Below are 17911 nucleotides of genomic sequence, written 5' to 3'. Positions count from 1 at the left end.
CCGGTGTCCGCGAACACGGTCCCGGCGAGCATGGTGACGCCGCGGTCCACCGTCGCCGACCTGCTGGCCGATCTGGCCGGCGTCGCCGACCGCGGTGTCTACTTCGAGGGCTCGTTCACGCCGTGGGCGCAGCATCTCCGCGATGCCGCGATCCGCGCCGGCGCCCTGCGCCGGTGGCTGTCCGGAGACAGGCCGCCGCACGTCGGCGTCCTGCTGCCGAACACCCCGGAGTTCAGCGCGTTGTTCGCGGCGGCGGCCCGCCACGGCCTCGTCCTCGTCGGACTCAACACCACCCGTCGCGGCTCCGCGCTGGCCGCCGACATCGCCCGGTCGGATTGCCAGATCGTGGTGTGCGGCACCGACACCCGCGACCTGATCGCCGATCTCGATCTCGCCGGGGTCCGCGTCGTCGACGTCGACGGACCGGAGTGGTCGGAGGCGGTGCGGCGGTCCGATCCCGCAGAGGTCGTCGAGGCCACGCCCGACGACCTGCTCATGCTGATATTCACCTCGGGCACCACCGGCGACCCGAAGGCGGTGCGATGCACGCACCGGACCTTCGCAACCAGCGGTCAGATGCTCGCCGAGCGATTCGGGATCGGCTCCGACGACGTCGTGTACCTGTCGATGCCGATGTTCCACTCGAACGCGATGATCGCCGGATGGAGCGTCGCGGTGTCGGGCGGGGCCTCGATCGTGGTGCGCCGCAGATTTTCCGCGAGTGGATTCGTCGCCGACCTGCACCGCTACGGCGTCACCTTCGCCAACTACGTCGGCAAGCCGCTCAACTACATCCTCGCCACCGAACCGCATCCCGACGACGCGTCGAGCTCGCTGCGGATCATGTACGGCAACGAGGCGTCGGCCGTGGACCGGCAGCGCTTCGCCGCGCGGTTCGGTTGCCGCGTCGTCGACGGATTCGGTTCCACCGAGGGCGGTGTCGCGATCACCCGTACCCTCGACACCCCCGACGACGCGCTGGGACCCCTGCGTCCGCCGACCGCGGTCGTCGACGTGGAGACCGGCGAGCCGGTGCCGCCCGGGGTGATCGGCGAGATCGTCAACTCCTCCGGGCCGGGCCTGTTCAGCGGCTACTACAACGATCCCGACGCGACCGCCGACCGGATGCGCGGCGGCGTCTACCACACCGGCGATCTGGCCTGGGTCGACGACGCCGGCTACGTGCACTTCGCCGGACGCCTCGGCGACTGGCTGCGCGTCGACGGCGAGAACCTCGGCACCGGCCCCATCGAGCGAATCCTGCTGCGCCATCCCACGATCCGACAGGTCGCCGTGCATGGAATCCCGGTGGAGATCGGCGACGAGATCGAGGCTGTCATCGTCGCCGACGGCGATCTCGACCCGACCGAGTTCGGCGAGTTCCTCGCCGCCCAGGACGACCTCGGCCCGAAGCAATGGCCGCATCGGGTACGCATCGTCGACGCGCTGCCCGAGACCGCGACGTTCAAGACGGTCAAGCGTCTGCTGGCGCAGAACGACGAGCCGCCCACGTGGCGGCGGGCGGGTCGCACATTCCGCTGACCGGGCGCGGCGGCGGCACCTGTGGACAGCCGGTGGAGACCGGCGCGTCACGGAACTGACGTGGGGCGTCCACCAGAGGAGAAGTGATGTCCACGTCGCGCGCGTCGGCCGACGAGTCCGACCGGGGGTCCGGGTCAGCTCACCTATGCGGCCCAGACGCTGCCGGTCCTCGCGCAGGTGTGGGCGATGATCGGGATTCCCGCGGTACTCGATGAGAACCAGCTGGCGGCCTTCCTGACCATCAGCACCACGTCGCTGGTCGTCGGGCTGTGCATCCTGCCGTCTGGTCGCACACGGCCGTGGGGACGGACTCTGGTCGCCTCGGCACTCCCCGCACTCCTGATCGTGGGCCTCGTCCTCCTCGTCGACTACCTGTGCACCGACGTGTGGGCGACCGCGCTCGCAGCCTGAACCCGCGAACCCGCCACTCCGGAGAACCCACCACGTTTCGGTGGAGCAGCCCCTGATGTCAGGGTTGGCGCCACCGAAACGTGGTGGTTCAGCGGGTTTCAGCGCAGGGTCTTGTTCATCCGCGCGACGGCCTCCTCGTACTCGCTGACCAGGTCGGCGATGAGGTCGGCGACCGGGGTGATCGCGTTACAGCGCCCGACGATCTGACCGGCGGGCATCGCGACGACGTCGGGGTTGTCGGCCGCGGAGATCCGCGCATGCGCTTCGGCGACGAGCAGGTTCTGCAGCGGCATCGGCAGCGGCTCGGGCGCGTTCTCGGCATCCCAGGCGTCGGTCCAGCGAGTCTTGAGCAGTCGTGCGGGCTTGCCGGAGTAGATCCGGCGACGCACCGTGTCCCGCGACGTCGCCTTGAGCAGCGCCTGCTGCACCGTCGACGGCTTGTCCGAGCCCTCCGGCACACCGAGCTTGTATTCGGCGGCCGTCAGCCAGTAGGTGCCCATCCAGACGCCCTGTGCGCCGAGGGCGATGGCGGCGGCGATCTGCCGGCCGCTGCCCACGCCGCCGGCGGCGAGCACCGGCGCACGGTCGCCGACCGCGTCGACGAGTTCGGGCCACAGGATCATCGAGGTGACCTCGCCGGTGTGTCCGCCGCCCTCGTAACCCTGCGCGATGACGATGTCGACGCCCGCCTCGACGTGGTGCAGCGCATGATCTTTCGCTCCCGCGAGTGCCGCGACCAGGACGCCGTTGTCGTGGGCGGTCTGGATGACGTCCGCCGGCGGCGAACCGAGCGCGTTGGCGATCAGCTTGATCTGGCCGTACTTGCGGCGGTGCTCCATCGCCACGTCGACGTGCGAGCGCGCCACCGAGTGCAGCCAGCCCAGCACGCCGGCGTCGACGCGCTCGCCGTTCGGCAGCGGCGGCACCCCGAGGTCGTCGAGGGTGCGCTCCACGAAGGCCTTGTGCTCCGGCGGGATCATCGACTGCAGGTCGACCTTCGACCCCTCGGTGGGGATCTTCGCCGGCATCACGACGTCGACGCCGAACGGCTTGCCGTCGGTGTTCTCGTGCATCCACTCGAGAACGGCGTCGAGCTCCTCGGGGTCGTTGAACCGCACACATCCGAGCACGCCGAGGCCACCGGCCCGGCTGATCGCCGCAGCCACATCCTGGCTGGGCGTGAACCCGAAGATCGGGTATTCGATGCCGAACTTCTCGGCCAGTTCAGTACGCATCTCTCACTCGTTTCCGGCGCGTGCGCGCCATTACAGGGCTTCGTCAGCGGGTCGTTCGGCGGTGACCGCCGCTCCCCATCGATAGTCGGGTTTTCCTGCGGGCGATCGCTTGATCTCGTCGACGAACCACACGCTGCGCGGGCACTTGTACCCGGCGAGCTCCTTGCGGACCACGTCGTTGAGGCTCTCCAGCGAGGGACGTGCCCCGTCGCGCGCGGCGATCACCGCGGCGACCCGCTGCCCCCAGCGTTCGTCCGGGACGCCCACCACGACGGTGTCGAACACGTCGGGATGCGCCTTCAACGCACCTTCGACCTCCTCCGGGAACACCTTCTCGCCACCGGTGTTGATCGACACCGAGCCGCGGCCGAGCATCGTGATGGTGCCGTCGGCCTCGATCGTCGCGTGGTCACCCGGTATCGAGTACCGCACACCGTCGAAGACCTTGAACGTCTTCGCCGACTTCTCCGGGTCGTTGTGGTAGCGCAGCGGCACGTGCCCCGACCTCGCGAGCACGCCGACCTCGCCGCTGCCGGGCTCCACCGGGGTTCCGTCCTCGCGCAGCACGTGGGTCTCGCTGTCGGCCTTCACCCGGGGGCCGCCGGTGTGCGGGGTCCCCTTGGACACGATGCCGAGACCGCCGAAGCCGGTCTCCGACGACCCGATCGCGTCGACGATGACCGCGTTCGGGAACCGCTCCACGAACTGCTCTTTGACCGACGGCGAGAACAGGCACGCCGACGACGCGATCGACACGACGCTGGACAGGTCGTACTCCCTGCCCTCGCCCAGCGCCTCGATCATGGGGCGTCCCATGGCATCTCCGGTGATGAAGATGACGTTCACCTTGTGCCGCTCGACGACCTCCCAGGCCGTCGGGCCGCTGAACTCGGGGTACACCACCGCTTTTCCGCCGGCGAACAGCGACTGGAACACCGCCCACTGCGAGCCGCCGTGGATGAACGGAGGGATCGGATACCGCACCAGCTGGCCGCCCTCGGCGCCGGTGCGGGCGAGATGCCACTCGTCGGGCACGGGTTCGCTGGTGTACCAGTCGATTCCGCCGCCGAGGACGCGCCACACGTCCTCCTGCCGCCACACGACGCCCTTCGGCTTCCCGGTGGTGCCGCCGGTGTAGAGCATGTAGAGGTCGTCATTGCTCCGCTCCTCGAAGTCGCGTGCGGCCGGCGACACGGCGATCGCGTCCTCGTAGCGGATGGCGTCTCCGTGACCCGCGCAGCAGAGGTCCGCCGACGACCCGTCCTCGATGGCGATCCGATGTTCGATGGAAGGCGATTTCGGTAACGTGTTGCAGACCCGCTCGGAGTACCGCCGCTCATGGATGAGCACCTTCATGCCGGAGTCGGTGAAGATGTGCTCGAGCTCCGGCTCGACGTAGCGGTAGTTGACGTTCACCATCACCGCGCGCGCCTTGAAGATGGCGACCATCGCCTCGACGGACTCGATGGTGTTTCTGCTGTATAGACCCACTCGATCGCCCGGTTTCACCCCGAGCTCGCGGAGCTTGTGGGCGAGCGCGTTGGACCGCGCCTCGAGCTCGGCGTAGGTGCGGCCGCGATCGCCGGATTCCAGCGCGACCCGCTCGGGAACCAGGTCGACGGCATGCTCGATGAGATCGGCGATCGTATAGGCCATGGCACCAAAATTAGAACGTGTTATCGTTCTGGGCAAGTGCCTACGACGACCCCGGAGACAGTGATGACCACAGCCACCCCCGCCGAGTCCGTCACCACCGACAAGGCCCCCGAGTGCCTCGTCGAGAAGCGCGGCCACGTCCTCATCGTCACGATGAACCGGCCGGAGGCCCGCAACGCGCTCTCCACCGAGATGATGCGGATCATGACCGAGGCGTGGGATCAGGTCGACAACGATCCCGACATCCGCGTCGCGATCCTCACCGGCGCCGGCGGCTACTTCTGCGCGGGCGCGGACCTGAAGAACATGAACAAGAGCGCCCCCGGCGACACCGTGGACTCCGGCGCGTGGAACCCCGCGTCGCTGCCCGCTCTGCTGAAGGGGCGCCGCCTCACCAAGCCGCTGATCGCCGCGGTGGAGGGCCCCGCGATCGCCGGCGGCACCGAGATCCTGCAGGGCACCGACATCCGCGTCGCCGGTGAGAGCGCGAAGTTCGGCGTCTCCGAGGCTCGTTGGGGTCTGTACCCGATGGGCGGCAGCGCCGTCCGACTCGTGCGGCAGATCCCCTACACCGTGGCCTGCGACATCCTGCTGACCGGCCGCCACATCACCGCCCGCGAGGCGCTGGAGTACGGACTGATCGGGCACGTCGTCGAGGACGGCAAGGCCCTCGACAAGGCTCTCGAACTCGCCGAGCAGATCGCCGCGAACGGCCCGCTGGCCGTCCAGGGCATCCTCAAGACGATCCGCGACACCGAGGGCCTGCACGAGCTCGACGCCTTCGAGATCGACGCGAAGATCGGCGTCTCCGTCTTCAAGTCGAAGGACGCGAAGGAGGGACCGCGGGCATTCGCCGAGAAGCGCGCCCCGCAGTTCTCCGGCGAGTGAGGACCACCGGACCCCGGTGAGAATCCACACCGCCCTCTTCGGGCCGCAGCAGGCGGCCGAACGCGCCCGGGCGCTGCGAGACGTCGGGATCGACGGCATCTTCACGTTCGACGGCCCGCACGACGTCTTCAGCCCCTTGTTCGCCGCGGCCGCCGTCGACGACGTCGCGCTGATGACGAACGTCGCCATCGCGTTCCCGCGCAATCCGATCACCGTCGCCCATCAGGCCAACGACCTTCAGCTGCTCAGCGGGGGACGTTTCACGCTCGGGCTGGGCACCCAGATCCGCCCGCAGATCGAGAAGCGGTTCGGGGTGCCGTTCGAGCGGCCGGTCGACCGGATGGTGGAGTTCGTCGCCGCACTGCACGCGATCTTCGACGCCTGGAACAACGGCACGCGGCTGAACTTCGAGGGCGAGTTCTACACCCATCGGCTCATGACGCCGATGTTCAACCCGGGCCCGAATCCTCATGGTGTGCCGCCGATCTTCGTCGGCGCGCTGGGGCCGCGCCTGACCCGCGCCGTCGCCGAGCACGCCGACGGACTGCTGGTGATGCCGTTCACCTCCGACGCGTTCGTCCGCGAATCCATCCTGCCCCGGGTCGACGCGGGGCTCGCCGCATCCGGGCGGCGTCGCGAGGACTTCGCGGTGGTGCCGGAGATCATCGTCGCCACCGGCCGCACCGAGGAGGAGTTCGAGACGTCGGTGGCCGCCACACGACGGCTGCTGTCCTTCTACGGCTCGACGCCCGCCTACCGCCCGGTGCTCGAACTGCACGGCTACGGCGATCTGCAGACCGAACTCAACCTGCTGTCCAAACAGGGCCGCTGGGCCGAGATGGCGGGACTCGTCGACGACCGGCTCCTCGAGCTCATCGCCGCCCACGGCAGCCCGCGCGACGTGGCCGCCACCATCCGCGCCCGCGCGCACGGCATCGCCGACGACGTCGCGGTCTACCAGCCGTTCCCGCTCGCCGACGAGACCCTCGCGGAGATCATGGAGAGCCTCGCGGAGTAGGCCGGCATACCCACGCGGCGCCTCGTCGGATCGCGGGTTCGCATGCGGTCTCGCAGGACTCGCGCGCGCGTGTGCCCGAGGCGCCGGTCCTGCGCGGGCTCGGGCACACGCGGTGCGCTCACACCAGCGTCGCCAGCTCCCGGATGGTCTCGACGTCGCGCGCGGTGACCATCAGCATCGTGACGCCGGCCGCCTCCCACTCCTTGATCTGCGCCCGCACCTCGTCGGCCGTGCCGACGAGCATCGTCTCGCGAACCATCTCGTCGGGGACCGCGGCGATCGCCTCGAGCTTCTTGCCGCTCAGGAACAGGTGCATGATCTCGTCGACGGCGTCGCCGTACCCCATGCGCTTGTACAGCTCGGCGTGGAAGTTCTTCTCCTTGGCGCCCATTCCGCCGACGTAGAGCGCCGTCGACGGCCGGTAGCGGTCCACGGCGGAGGCGACGTCGTCGGTGATGACGACCTGCACGGTCGCGGCGACCTCGAAGTCCTCGCGACTCCGGCGCGCACCCGGCCGCGCGAATCCCTCGTCGAGCCAGGCGTTGTACTGCTCGGCGAGACCGAGACTGAAGAAGATCGCAAGCCACCCGTCGGCGATCTCCGCGGTCTGCGCGACGTTCTTCGGCCCCTCGGCGCCCAGCCAGATCGGGATGTCGGCCCGCAGCGGATGGGTGATCGGCTTGAGCGGCTTGCCGAGCCCCGTCGCGCCCGGCGCGTCGGCGGGGTACGGCAGCGGGTAGTGCGGGCCTGCGTTGGTCACCTTGTCGGTCCGGGCCAGCACGTCGCGCACCACCTGCACGTATTCGCGCGTGCGCGCCAAGGGCTTTGCGAACGGCTGCCCGTACCAACCCTCCACCACCTGCGGGCCGGAGACCCCCAGCCCGATGATGTGGCGGCCGCCGGACAGGTGGTCGAGGGTGAGCGCGTGCATCGCCAGCGAGGTCGGCGGACGTGCCGACAGCTGGGCCACCGCGGTGCCCAGCCGGATCCGCGAGGTGGCCGCGCCCCACCACGCCAAGGGCGTGTACGCGTCCGAACCCCACGACTCCGCGGTGAACACCGCGTCGAACCCGCATTCCTCGGCCGCCGCGATCAACTCCGGCGCGTCCGGGATCGGATCGGCGCCCCAGTAACCGAGCTGCAGACCGAGCTTCATCGCCACTCCCCTCTCGCCGGACCGCAACATGTTCCGCGGCCTGACATGCATCTTGTGTCCAATACTAGAACGTGTTCTACTCGAAGACGTGAGCATGAGCGTAACGTCTCCGGCCGCCGGCAGTCCCGTTGCCGAGGTGCCCGAGCCGAAGTCCCCCATCCTGACCGCTCCACTGATCAACTCGTTCGACTACACGCGATCCCTGGGTCCGGTCCTCAGTCGGTTCGCGCTCGCACTGCGCGACGGCCGCATCGTCGGCTCCAAGGGCAGCGACGGCAAGGTGAGCGTGCCGCCGGTCGAGTTCGATCCCGTCACCGGAGCACAGACCACCGAGATCGTCGACGTCTCGACCGTCGGCACCGTGACCACCTGGACGTGGCACGACGCCCCGTCGCCCGGCCAGCCGCTCGACAAGCCGTTCGCGTGGGCGCTGATCCGCCTCGACGGCGCGGACACCGCTCTGCTGCATGCGGTTTCGGTCGATTCGCCCGCGGACATGTCGACCGGCCTGCGGGTTCACGCCGTCTTCCGCGCCGCCCGCGCCGGCCGCATCGACGACATCGCGTACTTCGCGCCCGGCGAGACCCCGGAGACCGCGCCGGCGAACACCGGCGACGAGATCAAGGGCGCCGAGGAGGGCCGCGTCGTCATCAAGACGCCGATCACCACCGAGATCACCCACTCGGCCACCGAGGAGGAGTCGGTCTACCTCGACGGCCTCAAGAAGGGCAAGCTCATCGGCACCCGGATCGGGTCGGGAGTCGACGCCGGACGCGTGTACTTCCCGCCGCGCGGGGTGAGTCCGGCCGACGGCGCGCCCGCCGTCGAGCACGTCGAGCTTCCCGACACCGGCATCGTCACGACCTTCTGCATCGTCAACGTCCCGTTCCAGGGTCAGAAGATCAAGCCGCCGTACGTGGCCGCCTACGTGCTCCTCGACGGCTCGGACATCCCGTTCCTGCACCTGATCCTCGACTGTGAGGCCTCCGACGTCCGAATGGGCATGCGGGTCAAGGCCGTCTGGCTGCCCGAGGACCAGTGGGAGCACTCGATCGGCAACATCAGCCACTTCGCGCCGACCGGGGAGCCCGACGCCGACTACGAGACCTACAAGGACCACCTCTGATGACACTGCCACCGATCGCGATCATCGGGTTCGCCCACAGCCCCAACGTCGAGGGCACGCACGGCACCACCAACGGTGTCGAGATGCTCATCCCGTGTTTCGACAAGCTCTACGCCGAGCTCGGGATCACCCGCACCGACATCGAGTTCTGGTGCAGCGGATCGTCCGATTATCTGGCCGGACGCGCGTTCTCGTTCATCTCCGCGATCGACTCGATCGGCGCCGTGCCGCCGATCAACGAGTCGCACGTCGAGATGGACGGCGCCTGGGCGCTGTACGAGGCCTGGGTCAAGATCGCCACCGGCGAGGTCGACCTGGCGCTGGCCTACGGCTTCGGCAAGCCCACCGCCGGCAACGCCGATCAGACGCTCGCACTGCAGACCGACCCGTACACGGTCGCGCCGCTCCATCCCGACGCCCGTTCGCTGGCCGCGCTGCAGGCGCGCGCCGGTATCGACTCCGGCGCCTGGACCGAGGCCGACATGGCCGAGATCGGCGCCCGCACCTTCGGCGGATCGGTCGACGAACTGCTCGCCGCCGACTACGTCGCCGATCCGCTGCGCCGTCATGACATCGCGCCGTACACCGACGCCGCGGCCGCGGTCGTGATCGCCAGCGAGCGCAAAGCCCGTGAGCTGGTGGCCAATCCGGCGTTCATCACCGGCTGGGACCATCGCATCGACTCCCCGAACTTCGGCGCCCGGGACCTCACGGTCTCCCCGTCGACGTCGCTCGCCGCCGACACCGCCTTCGGGGACTCCGACCGCGCGGTCGACGTCGCCGAGATCCATGCGCCGTACTCGCATCAGGAGATCATCGTGCGCAAGGCGCTGGGTCTCCCGGATTCGGTGCGCATCAACCCGTCCGGCGGCGCGCTCAAGGGCAACTCGCTGTTCTCCGCGGGACTGCAGCGCATCGGCTACGCCGCGCACGAGATCCTCAGCGGCAACGCCGAGACCGCCGTCGCACACGCCACGAGCGGCCCGCTGCTGCAACAGAACATGGTGGTCACCCTGAGTGGCCGCAATTCGGGAGGCCAGAACTGATGGGACACAACAACCGTGCCGCCGTGATCGGCACCGGCCAGACCCGCTACGTCGCCAAGCGCTCCGACGTCACGATGGCGGGCATGGTCCGCGAGGCCATCGACGCCGCGCTCGCCGACGCCCAGACCTCTCTCGACGACATCGACGCGATCGTCATCGGCAAGGCCCCCGACCTCTTCGAGGGTTCGATGATGCCCGAGCTGGCGATGGCCGAGGCGATCGGCGCGGTCGGCAAACGTCTCATCCGCGTGCACACCGCCGGGTCGGTCGGCGGTTCGACCGCCAACGTCGCGGCGTCGCTGGTCTTCGCCGGCGTGCACAAGCGAGTCCTCGCCGTCGCCTGGGAGAAGCAGTCGGAGTCCAACGCCATGTGGGCGCTGTCGATCCCGGTGCCGTTCACCAAGCCGGTCGGCGCGGGTGCGGGCGGCTACTTCGCGCCCCACATCCGCGCCTACATCCGGCAGTCCGGCGCACCCGAGCACATCGGTGCCATGGTCGCCGCGAAGGACCGCCGCAACGGCGCGCTCAACCCGCTGGCGCACCTCCACCAGCCCGACCAGAGCATCGAGAAGGTCATGAGCTCCCAGATGCTCTGGGATCCGATCCGCTACGACGAGACGTGCCCGTCGTCCGACGGCGCGTGCGCGGTCGTGATCGGCGACGAGCAGGTCGCCGACGCCGCGGTGGCCGACGGCAACCCGGTCGCGTGGATTCACGCCACGGCCATGCGCACCGAGCCGCTGTCGTACGCGCACCGCAACGTCGTCAACCCGCAGGCCGGCCGGGATGCGGCCGCGGCCCTCTGGAAGGCCGGCGGCATCAGCAGCCCGATCGACGAGATCGACGCCGCGGAGATCTACGTGCCGTTCTCGTGGTTCGAGCCGATGTGGCTGGAGAACCTCGGCTTCGCGCCCGAGGGTGAGGGCTGGAAGCTGACCGAGGCCGGGGAGACCGAGATCGGCGGCCGAATCCCGCTCAACGCCTCGGGCGGTGTGCTCTCGTCGAATCCGATCGGCGCGTCGGGCATGATCCGGTTCGCCGAGGCGGCGATCCAGGTCATGGGCAAGGCGGGTGCGCACCAGGTCGAGGGCGCCCGGAAGGCCCTCGGTCACGCCTACGGCGGTGGCTCCCAGTACTTCTCGATGTGGCTCGTCGGAGCGGACAAGCCGCAGCACTGACCCGCCTCCCCGCCCGGGGCAGACGCCGAATCGACATCGCCCGCGACGTCGGTTCGGATCGGCGACCTCATCTAGGGTCGCCGATCCGGGCCGACGTCGCGGGCGATGTCGTGTGTGCCGGTGTTCCCAGGTGCTGACCGACGCCTCGCCGCCGGGTCGGGTCGCCCTCGCCCCCTACGAAATCCGTTCGGGCAGAGCGCAGGCCGCGCCGTCGGACATCCCGGTGGGGCGAACCCCCAGCGACTGGTTGAGCCGTGCCCGCTGGTTCTCCCAGGCGACGGCCATCGCCAGCTCGGCGATCTGCGTCTCGCTCAGGTGGTCCTCCAGTCGTCGGCGCACCTCGGCCAGGTCGTCGGCGATCGCCGGGGTCGACGTCATCGCCTCGGCGAAAGCGATCACCAGCTTCTCGACCTCGTCGTAAGCGTCGGAGTGCCGGTATGACGGGAGATCCCGCAGCTGACGCTCGGTGGCCCCGGAGCCGACCGCCAGCGCCGACCCGATGTCGAGGCAGAACTCGCAGCTCACCATGCCCGCCGCCTTGAGTTCGGCGAGCTCTTTGAGTTTCGGGTCCAGCCTGTTCGACAGCAGCATCGCCGTCTCCATCCCGAGAGTCGCGCCGCCGACCAGGGGCCGGCGCACCAGATGCCGGGCGAGGTCGGTGCGATGGCGTTTGGCCCGGCCGAACGCGCGCAGGTACGCCCAGGTTCGCTGCAGTGCTCTCATGTCCATCCCTCCCGTCCGGCGCGCCGACGACACCCGGCTCCGGACGACGCCATGATCGGCCGGCCCACCGCGGGCGCGGGTGGTGCGCGCCGATGTCCTCACCCCATCGTGCGCTCCTGTCCGCGGTCGCACAGTCGTTGAGAAGGAAGTCGGCTTCGCCCGAAAACGCTGCCCGAAGCCGAAAACACCACGGGCGGGACGGGTGGTGGACCCGTCCCGCCCGCGGCGGATGGAAGTTGTACCCCTCTCAGGCCTTGCGCACCGAGTTGATGGTCTTCTCGACCTCCCAGTAGGCACGCAATGCCGACAGCTTCCCGTCATCGTCGGCGCGGTAGGTGAAGACACCCCGCGCCTCGGAGATGTGCCCCGCGATATGGGTCACGATCTTGCCGATGTAGGCGACCTCGTTGCCGCAGATGATCTCCTCGTCGAACTGGAAGTCGATGCGCTCGGTGTTCGCGATCGACTTGTCCCAGAACTCCGAGATCCGCTCGCGCCCCTGGAATCCGACACCCTCCGGGTCGAACATCGAGGGGCCGACCGGGTCCTGGACGATGGCGTCGGCCGCGAAGTTGTCGAGCCACGCCTGCTTGTCCCGGACCTCCACCGCTTCCCGCGAGCGCCGGCCCGCGACGACCGCGGGATGGTTCTCGCGGTCGATGCCGAGGTAGGCCGGCGTCGGATCGGTCGCGGTCACTTCGTCCCGTAGTCGACGCGCAGTTCCTTGACGCCGTTGATCCACCCGTGGCGGAGACGACGCGGCGCGGCGACCTTGGTGATGTCGGGGACGATGTCGGCGAGCGCGTTGAACATCAGGTTGATCTCCATGCGCGCGAGGTTGGCGCCGACGCAGAAGTGTGCGCCGTTGCCGCCGAAGCCGACATGCGGGTTCGGGTCGCGGAGGATGTTGAAGGTGAACGGATCCTCGAAGACGTCCTCGTCGTAGTTGGCCGAACCGTAGAACAGGCCGACGCGCTGGCCCTTCTTGATGTCGACCCCGCCGATCTGCGTGTCGCGCTTGGCGGTTCGCTGGAAGCAGTTCACCGGTGTCGCCCAGCGGACGATCTCGTCGACCGCGGTCGCCGGACGCTCACGCTTGAACAGCTCCCACTGATCCGGGTGGTCGAGGAAAGCGTTCATGCCGTGGCTGATCGCGTTGCGAGTGGTCTCGTTGCCCGCGACGGTCAGCAGGATGAAGAAGAAGCCGAACTCGGTCTCGTCGAGCGACTGGCCGTCGATGTCGGCGTTGACCAGTGTGGTGACGATGTCGTCACCCGGGTTGCGGCGCTTCTCCTCGGCCATCTGGTAGCCGTAGCCGAGGATCTCGGCGTTGGCCTGCTGCGGATCCGTGTCGTAGTCCGGATCGTCGGCGTTCATCATCGAGTTCGACCAGTTGAACAGCTTCTCGCGGTCCTCCTGGGGAACTCCGAGGAGATCGGCGATCGCCAGCAGCGGCAGGTCGACGGCGACGTCCTTGACGAAGTCGCCGCTGCCCTTTTCCGCCGCACGGGTCACGATCTCGCGGGCCGCCGCGTCGAGCTTCTCCTCCAGCGAGTGCACCGCACGCGGGGTGAACAGCTTGGAGACGAGCTTGCGCAGGCGGGTGTGCTCCGGCGGATCGTGGTTGATCAGCAGCGCCTTGGTGATCTCGATCTGCTCGGGGGACATGTCGTCCTCGAAGCGCATGATCACGCCGTTGGCGTTGGTCTCCCAGTCGTCGTTGTTCTTGGAGATCTCGCGGATGTGAGCGTGCTTGGAGATCACCCAGTATCCGCCGTCGTGGAAACCGCCGCCCTTGCCGGGAAGCTGCGCGTTCCACCAGACCGGGGCGGTCTTGCGCAACTGCGCGAACTCCTTCACGGGGAGGCCCTGCTCGAGCAGGTCGGGGTTGGTGAAGTCCCATCCCTCCTGCTCCATGAACGCGGCCTTCTCGACAGTGTCGTCGGAAGGGCTCACGTGCGCAGAATCCGCCGTCGTCGGCTCACTGCCGATCGGGGCACTCTGGGCCTGGGTCACGTCACACCACCTCGCTGGAGATTTAGAACCTGTTTCAAATTCATTAGACCACATTGTGACACAAGCGACATCCCCCGATGAGAACTCGTTCTAGTTTTCACTGGACAAACCGTGGCTCACCTGCGACATCTGGCATCGAACCTGTCACAATCAGTTCGTCGCGACCCTCGCCCCGAGGAGGCTCCACCCCGTCGGACGCCCCGCGTCCGAACGCTCGAATCGGCCGGTCATGGACGCAAACATAGAACATGTTCTAGTTTGGATGCACGGCCTCGGCACCTCCGTCGACGAGCCGTGCCCCGAGGATGGCGGACCGGGTCCGCCGGCTGACGAAGGAGTGGGAATGGGCGTTCCGGTGATCGTGGAAGCTGTGCGTACGCCGATCGGCAAGCGTGCGGGCTGGCTGTCGGGTCTTCATGCCGAGGAGCTGCTCGGCCTCACGCAGCGCGGGCTCCTCGAGAAGGCCGGCATCGACCCGGCCCTCGTCGAGCAGGCCATCGGCGGCTGCGTGACCCAAGCGGGCTCGCAGGCCGGCAACGTCACCCGCAAGGCGTGGCTGTCGGCGGGACTGCCGGAGGGCACCGGCGCGACGACCATCGACGCGCAGTGCGGCTCGGCGCAGCAGGCCAACCACCTGATCGCCGGGCTGATCGCCACCGACGCCATCGAGATCGGCGTCGCCTGCGGCGTCGAGACGATGTCGACGGTTCCGCTCGGCGCCAACGTGGGCACCAATGCCGGCCCGTACCACGCGGATTCGTGGAACGTGGATCTCCCCAACCAGTTCGAGGCGGCCGAGCGGATCGCCCAGCGCCGCGGCATCACCCGCGCCGACGTCGACGCGCTCGGCGAGCGCAGCCAGCGTCTCGCCAAGCAGGCATGGGACGAGGGCCGCTTCGACCGCGAGATCCTCTCCGTCAAGGCGCCCGAGCGCACCAAGGAGGGCGAGTTCACCGGCAAGATCCTCGACGTCACCCGCGACCAGGGCCTGCGCGAGACCACCCTCGAGTCGCTCGCCGCGCTCAAGCCGGTCGTCGAGGGCGGCATCCACACCGCCGGCACGTCGTCACAGATCTCCGACGGCGCGGCCGCGATCCTGATCATGGACGAGACGAGGGCACGCGAGCTCGGACTGACGCCGCGCGCCCGCATCAAGGCGCAGGCGCTCGTCGGCGCCGAGCCGCACTACCACCTCGACGGCCCGGTCCAGGCGACCGAGCGCGTGCTGGCCAAGTCCGGGATGTCGTTGTCCGACATCGACATCGTCGAGATCAACGAGGCGTTCGCATCGGTGGTCCTCAGCTGGGCGCAGGTGCACGACGCCGACATGGACCGGGTGAACGTCAACGGCGGCGCCATCGCCCTCGGCCACCCGGTCGGCAGCACCGGCTCGCGCCTGATCACCACCGCGTTGCACGAACTCGAGCGTCGCGACGGCCAGACCGCACTCATCACGATGTGCGCGGGCGGCGCCATGGCCACCGGAACCATCCTCGAACGGATCTGAACCCATGCCTCTCATCGACCCGAACAACAAGCCGAAGCAGCTCGACTCGCCCATCGTCAGCAAGATCATCAAGCTGGGGTCGCGAGCGCACACCGCGGTCTACAAGGCGACCGGCGGTCGGGTCGGTGAGACCTGGCGCATCGGTGCGGGCCTCAAGAAGCCCGCACCGGTGTGCCTGCTGACCACCATCGGCCGCAAGTCCGGTCAGCCCCGTACCGCGCCGCTGATCTACCTGCGCAAGGGCGACACCTTCGTCGTCGTCGCGTCGCAGGGCGGCTCGGCCAAACATCCGGCCTGGTACCTGAATCTCCGCGAGAACCCGGAGGTCACCATCCAGCTCGGCAAGAAGACCTTCGACCTCGTCGCCCGCACCGCCTCGGATGCCGAGCGCGAAGAGCTGTGGCCCGAACTGGTGAAGGTCTACGAGGACTACGCCACCTACGCCGCATGGACCGACCGCAAGATCCCGGTGGTGATCTGCGAGCCACGTGGAGCGGGCCGGTAGGCGTTCTCCTCGCGTGGGGAATGTCGTCCGACCGAAGGTCTTTCCCGCCGAACCCGATGCCGGGGCGCATCCGTTGCTAGATTTCCGCCATGTTCCGGGACACGCTCGGCGGCGCCCACCCTCCGCAACCGTCGGGAAGACGACCACGCAGCCGTGCCGGTCGCGGCCTCACGATCGCGGCCGCACTGGCCACCTGCCTCGTCGCCGCCGGCTGTGCGATCGAGGTGGACGGAAGCGGTAGGGCCGCATCGGGTGCGCGCGACGTGCAGCCCAACCCGGTGCCCACCGTGGTCGTCCTCGACGCGTCGGACTCGATGAACACCGACGACGCCCCCGGGCCTCGACTGGCCGCGGCCAGGGCCGCCGTGACCTCCCTGGCGACCGGTCTGCCCGACGGGACGCCGTTCGGCGTCGTCGCCTTCGGCTCGCAGATGCCCGCCGCGTCGACTCCGCAGGCCACCGGTTGTGCCGACGTCACGACGCTGGTCCCCCTCGGCCCCCTCGACCGCGAAGGGGTCGACCGGGCGCTCGCCGGGCTGAAAGCGCAGGGCTTCACCCCGATCTCGGCCGCCCTGGAAAAGGCCGCGGCCCAGTTGTCCCCCGACGAGCCCGCGTCGATCGTGCTCGTCTCCGACGGAGAGTCGACGTGCGAACCTCCGCCGTGCGACACCGCCGAGGCCATCCACCGTTCACATCCCGACGTGACGATCAGCGCCGTCGGCTTCCGCACCGACGACCCGTCGCTGGTGTGCGTCGCCGAGAAGGGCGGCGGGCTGTTCGTCACCGCCGACAACGCCGCCCAACTCAGCTCGCGACTCGCCGCGGCCCAGAACGCCGAAGCGGCCCGGAGCCGCCTGAGCCCCACCGGACGGGCGGGCATCGACATCGGCGCGACCCTCGCCGACATCCGGGCGACGAACCCCTCCTTCCCCGCCTCCGGCCGGGCCGAGGGCCGGGTGACGATCTACCGGTGGCTCGACTGCGACTACGGTTTCGACGGCGACGTCCTCGTGTCGATCTCGCCCGGCGACCCCCCGGGCAGCGCGGGTACCACCATCGACGGGGTGTCCCGCGGAACCCCCGGTTCACGGGCGGTCGAGCTCTACGGCGAACCGCTCGAGGACGCCGACGGGGTGGCGGTGTTCACCGCAGACGAGGCGTCCGGAACCGCCTATCGCATCGGCTACGAGGGCGCCGACGCCATCGCCAAGGGCACCGTCACGACCGTGATCCTGTGCCGATGCCTGCCGTCGAAGACCTCCGACACGAGCGACGGACCCGAGCTGGTCGAGGTGGTGGCCGTCGACGGCTCCGGGCGGCCGATCAACGGGTTCAGCGTCGGGTCGACCCGCGGGTCCTTCCACGATGTCGGCTACTGCACCCACGCCATCGGCGCGCTGACCACCGGCGTCTACCACTGCGGCGCCACCGTCGACTCCGCCAGCGCGTGCTGGCCGTCGGGTTCACAACTGCTGTGCACCCATTCGCCGTGGGTCACCGAACTTCGGTCGTACTCGTACTCGGGCCGGCTGCCGACGCTGTCGGCCCCGGACCCCGAATCCAGGCCCTGGGGACTCGAACTCGAGGACGGAAGCCGGTGCGCGGCGATCCTCGGCGGCGCGTTCTCGCCTCAGCCGCAGGGCTTCCTCTACTCCTACGGCTGCAAGCGATCCTCCGGATCGGATCTGATCGTCTACCAGGACCCGGAGTCCGAGGAGCTCTTCGACAAGTCGGGCTCCGGTTGGACCGTCTGGGCCGGTCCGCCCGCCGCTACGGCGACGCCGACGAAGGTCACGAAGATCTACCGGCCCGCCGCGCAGTGAGACCGACCGGTCCGACGCCGACCCGAGCAACCGGCCGGTTCCGCTCACCGCTTCCGTTCCCGCTCACCCGATATGCGTGAG

General features: G+C 69.1%; 16 protein-coding genes. 10 read left to right on the top strand and 6 right to left on the bottom strand.

Going from position 1 to position 17911, the window contains the following annotated elements:
• The first annotated feature begins 30 nt into the window (after positions 1-30).
• Entirely contained in the window at positions 31-1542 is a 1512-nt protein-coding gene (locus tag GP2_RS16605; protein ID WP_040527309.1) for a long-chain-fatty-acid--CoA ligase, read from the top strand.
• A 186-nt stretch (positions 1543-1728) separates the two neighbouring features.
• Positions 1729-1953, top strand: a complete 225-nt coding sequence (locus GP2_RS16600; protein WP_006901693.1) for a hypothetical protein — start codon at positions 1729-1731, stop codon at positions 1951-1953.
• A 98-nt stretch (positions 1954-2051) separates the two neighbouring features.
• On the opposite strand, the gene GP2_RS16595 is transcribed toward GP2_RS16600, so the two are convergent.
• Complete coding sequence (locus GP2_RS16595; protein WP_006901692.1) at positions 2052-3188, bottom strand: NAD(P)H-dependent flavin oxidoreductase; 1137 nt, start codon at positions 3186-3188, stop codon at positions 2052-2054.
• 30 nt (positions 3189-3218) lie between these two features.
• On the bottom strand, positions 3219-4844 hold the full coding sequence (locus GP2_RS16590) for an acyl-CoA synthetase (RefSeq protein ID WP_006901691.1): 1626 nt from the start codon (positions 4842-4844) through the stop codon (positions 3219-3221).
• A 63-nt stretch (positions 4845-4907) separates the two neighbouring features.
• Here GP2_RS16590 and GP2_RS16585 point away from each other — a divergent pair, with 63 nt between their 5' ends.
• The gene (locus tag GP2_RS16585; RefSeq protein WP_006901690.1) at positions 4908-5732 is read left to right on the top strand and encodes a crotonase/enoyl-CoA hydratase family protein; all 825 of its coding nucleotides are present in this window, start codon (positions 4908-4910) and stop codon (positions 5730-5732) included.
• A 16-nt stretch (positions 5733-5748) separates the two neighbouring features.
• Positions 5749-6750 (top strand): TIGR03617 family F420-dependent LLM class oxidoreductase, encoded by a 1002-nt coding sequence (locus tag GP2_RS16580; protein ID WP_006901689.1) that lies wholly within the window; start codon positions 5749-5751, stop codon positions 6748-6750.
• 118 nt (positions 6751-6868) lie between these two features.
• On the opposite strand, the gene GP2_RS16575 is transcribed toward GP2_RS16580, so the two are convergent.
• The gene (locus GP2_RS16575) at positions 6869-7906 is read right to left on the bottom strand and encodes an LLM class F420-dependent oxidoreductase (RefSeq protein ID WP_006901688.1); all 1038 of its coding nucleotides are present in this window, start codon (positions 7904-7906) and stop codon (positions 6869-6871) included.
• Between the two features lie 94 nt (positions 7907-8000).
• Here GP2_RS16575 and GP2_RS16570 point away from each other — a divergent pair, with 94 nt between their 5' ends.
• From GP2_RS16570 to GP2_RS16560, 3 genes are read left to right on the top strand one after another with little or no spacing between them, the layout of a single operon-like run.
• Complete coding sequence (locus tag GP2_RS16570) at positions 8001-9032, top strand: OB-fold nucleic acid binding domain-containing protein (protein ID WP_006901687.1); 1032 nt, start codon at positions 8001-8003, stop codon at positions 9030-9032.
• On the top strand, positions 9032-10078 hold the full coding sequence (locus GP2_RS16565; protein WP_006901686.1) for a thiolase family protein: 1047 nt from the start codon (positions 9032-9034) through the stop codon (positions 10076-10078). Before GP2_RS16570 ends, GP2_RS16565 begins: the two co-directional genes overlap by 1 nt.
• Positions 10078-11256, top strand: a complete 1179-nt coding sequence (locus GP2_RS16560) for a thiolase family protein (RefSeq protein ID WP_006901685.1) — start codon at positions 10078-10080, stop codon at positions 11254-11256. The genes GP2_RS16565 and GP2_RS16560 overlap by 1 nt, the downstream gene beginning before the upstream one ends.
• A 174-nt stretch (positions 11257-11430) precedes the next feature.
• Here GP2_RS16560 and GP2_RS16555 read toward each other — a convergent pair whose 3' ends face one another.
• From GP2_RS16555 to GP2_RS16545, 3 genes are all read right to left on the bottom strand, one after another.
• On the bottom strand, positions 11431-11979 hold the full coding sequence (locus tag GP2_RS16555; RefSeq protein ID WP_040527308.1) for a carboxymuconolactone decarboxylase family protein: 549 nt from the start codon (positions 11977-11979) through the stop codon (positions 11431-11433).
• Between the two features lie 247 nt (positions 11980-12226).
• Positions 12227-12676 carry a nuclear transport factor 2 family protein gene (locus tag GP2_RS16550; RefSeq protein WP_006901683.1) on the bottom strand — a complete coding sequence of 150 codons (450 nt, stop codon included), beginning with the start codon at positions 12674-12676 and terminating at the stop codon, positions 12227-12229.
• A complete protein-coding gene (locus tag GP2_RS16545) occupies positions 12673-13995 on the bottom strand; it encodes a cytochrome P450 (RefSeq protein WP_006901682.1) in 1323 nt (440 codons plus the stop codon). Before GP2_RS16545 ends, GP2_RS16550 begins: the two co-directional genes overlap by 4 nt.
• A gap of 343 nt (positions 13996-14338) precedes the next feature.
• Between GP2_RS16545 and GP2_RS16540 the strand changes: the two genes are divergently transcribed.
• From GP2_RS16540 to GP2_RS20980, 3 genes are all read left to right on the top strand, one after another.
• Positions 14339-15502, top strand: a complete 1164-nt coding sequence (locus tag GP2_RS16540; RefSeq protein WP_006901681.1) for a steroid 3-ketoacyl-CoA thiolase — start codon at positions 14339-14341, stop codon at positions 15500-15502.
• A 4-nt stretch (positions 15503-15506) separates the two neighbouring features.
• The gene (locus tag GP2_RS16535) at positions 15507-16007 is read left to right on the top strand and encodes a nitroreductase family deazaflavin-dependent oxidoreductase (protein ID WP_006901680.1); all 501 of its coding nucleotides are present in this window, start codon (positions 15507-15509) and stop codon (positions 16005-16007) included.
• A gap of 89 nt (positions 16008-16096) precedes the next feature.
• Entirely contained in the window at positions 16097-17830 is a 1734-nt protein-coding gene (locus GP2_RS20980) for a vWA domain-containing protein (protein ID WP_006901679.1), read from the top strand.
• Positions 17831-17911 lie beyond the last annotated feature (81 nt).

Origin of the sequence: Gordonia paraffinivorans NBRC 108238 (assembly GCF_000344155.1) — a bacterium.
Lineage (GTDB): Bacteria > Actinomycetota > Actinomycetes > Mycobacteriales > Mycobacteriaceae > Gordonia > Gordonia paraffinivorans.
This window is presented reverse-complemented; position numbering and strand designations above follow the sequence as displayed.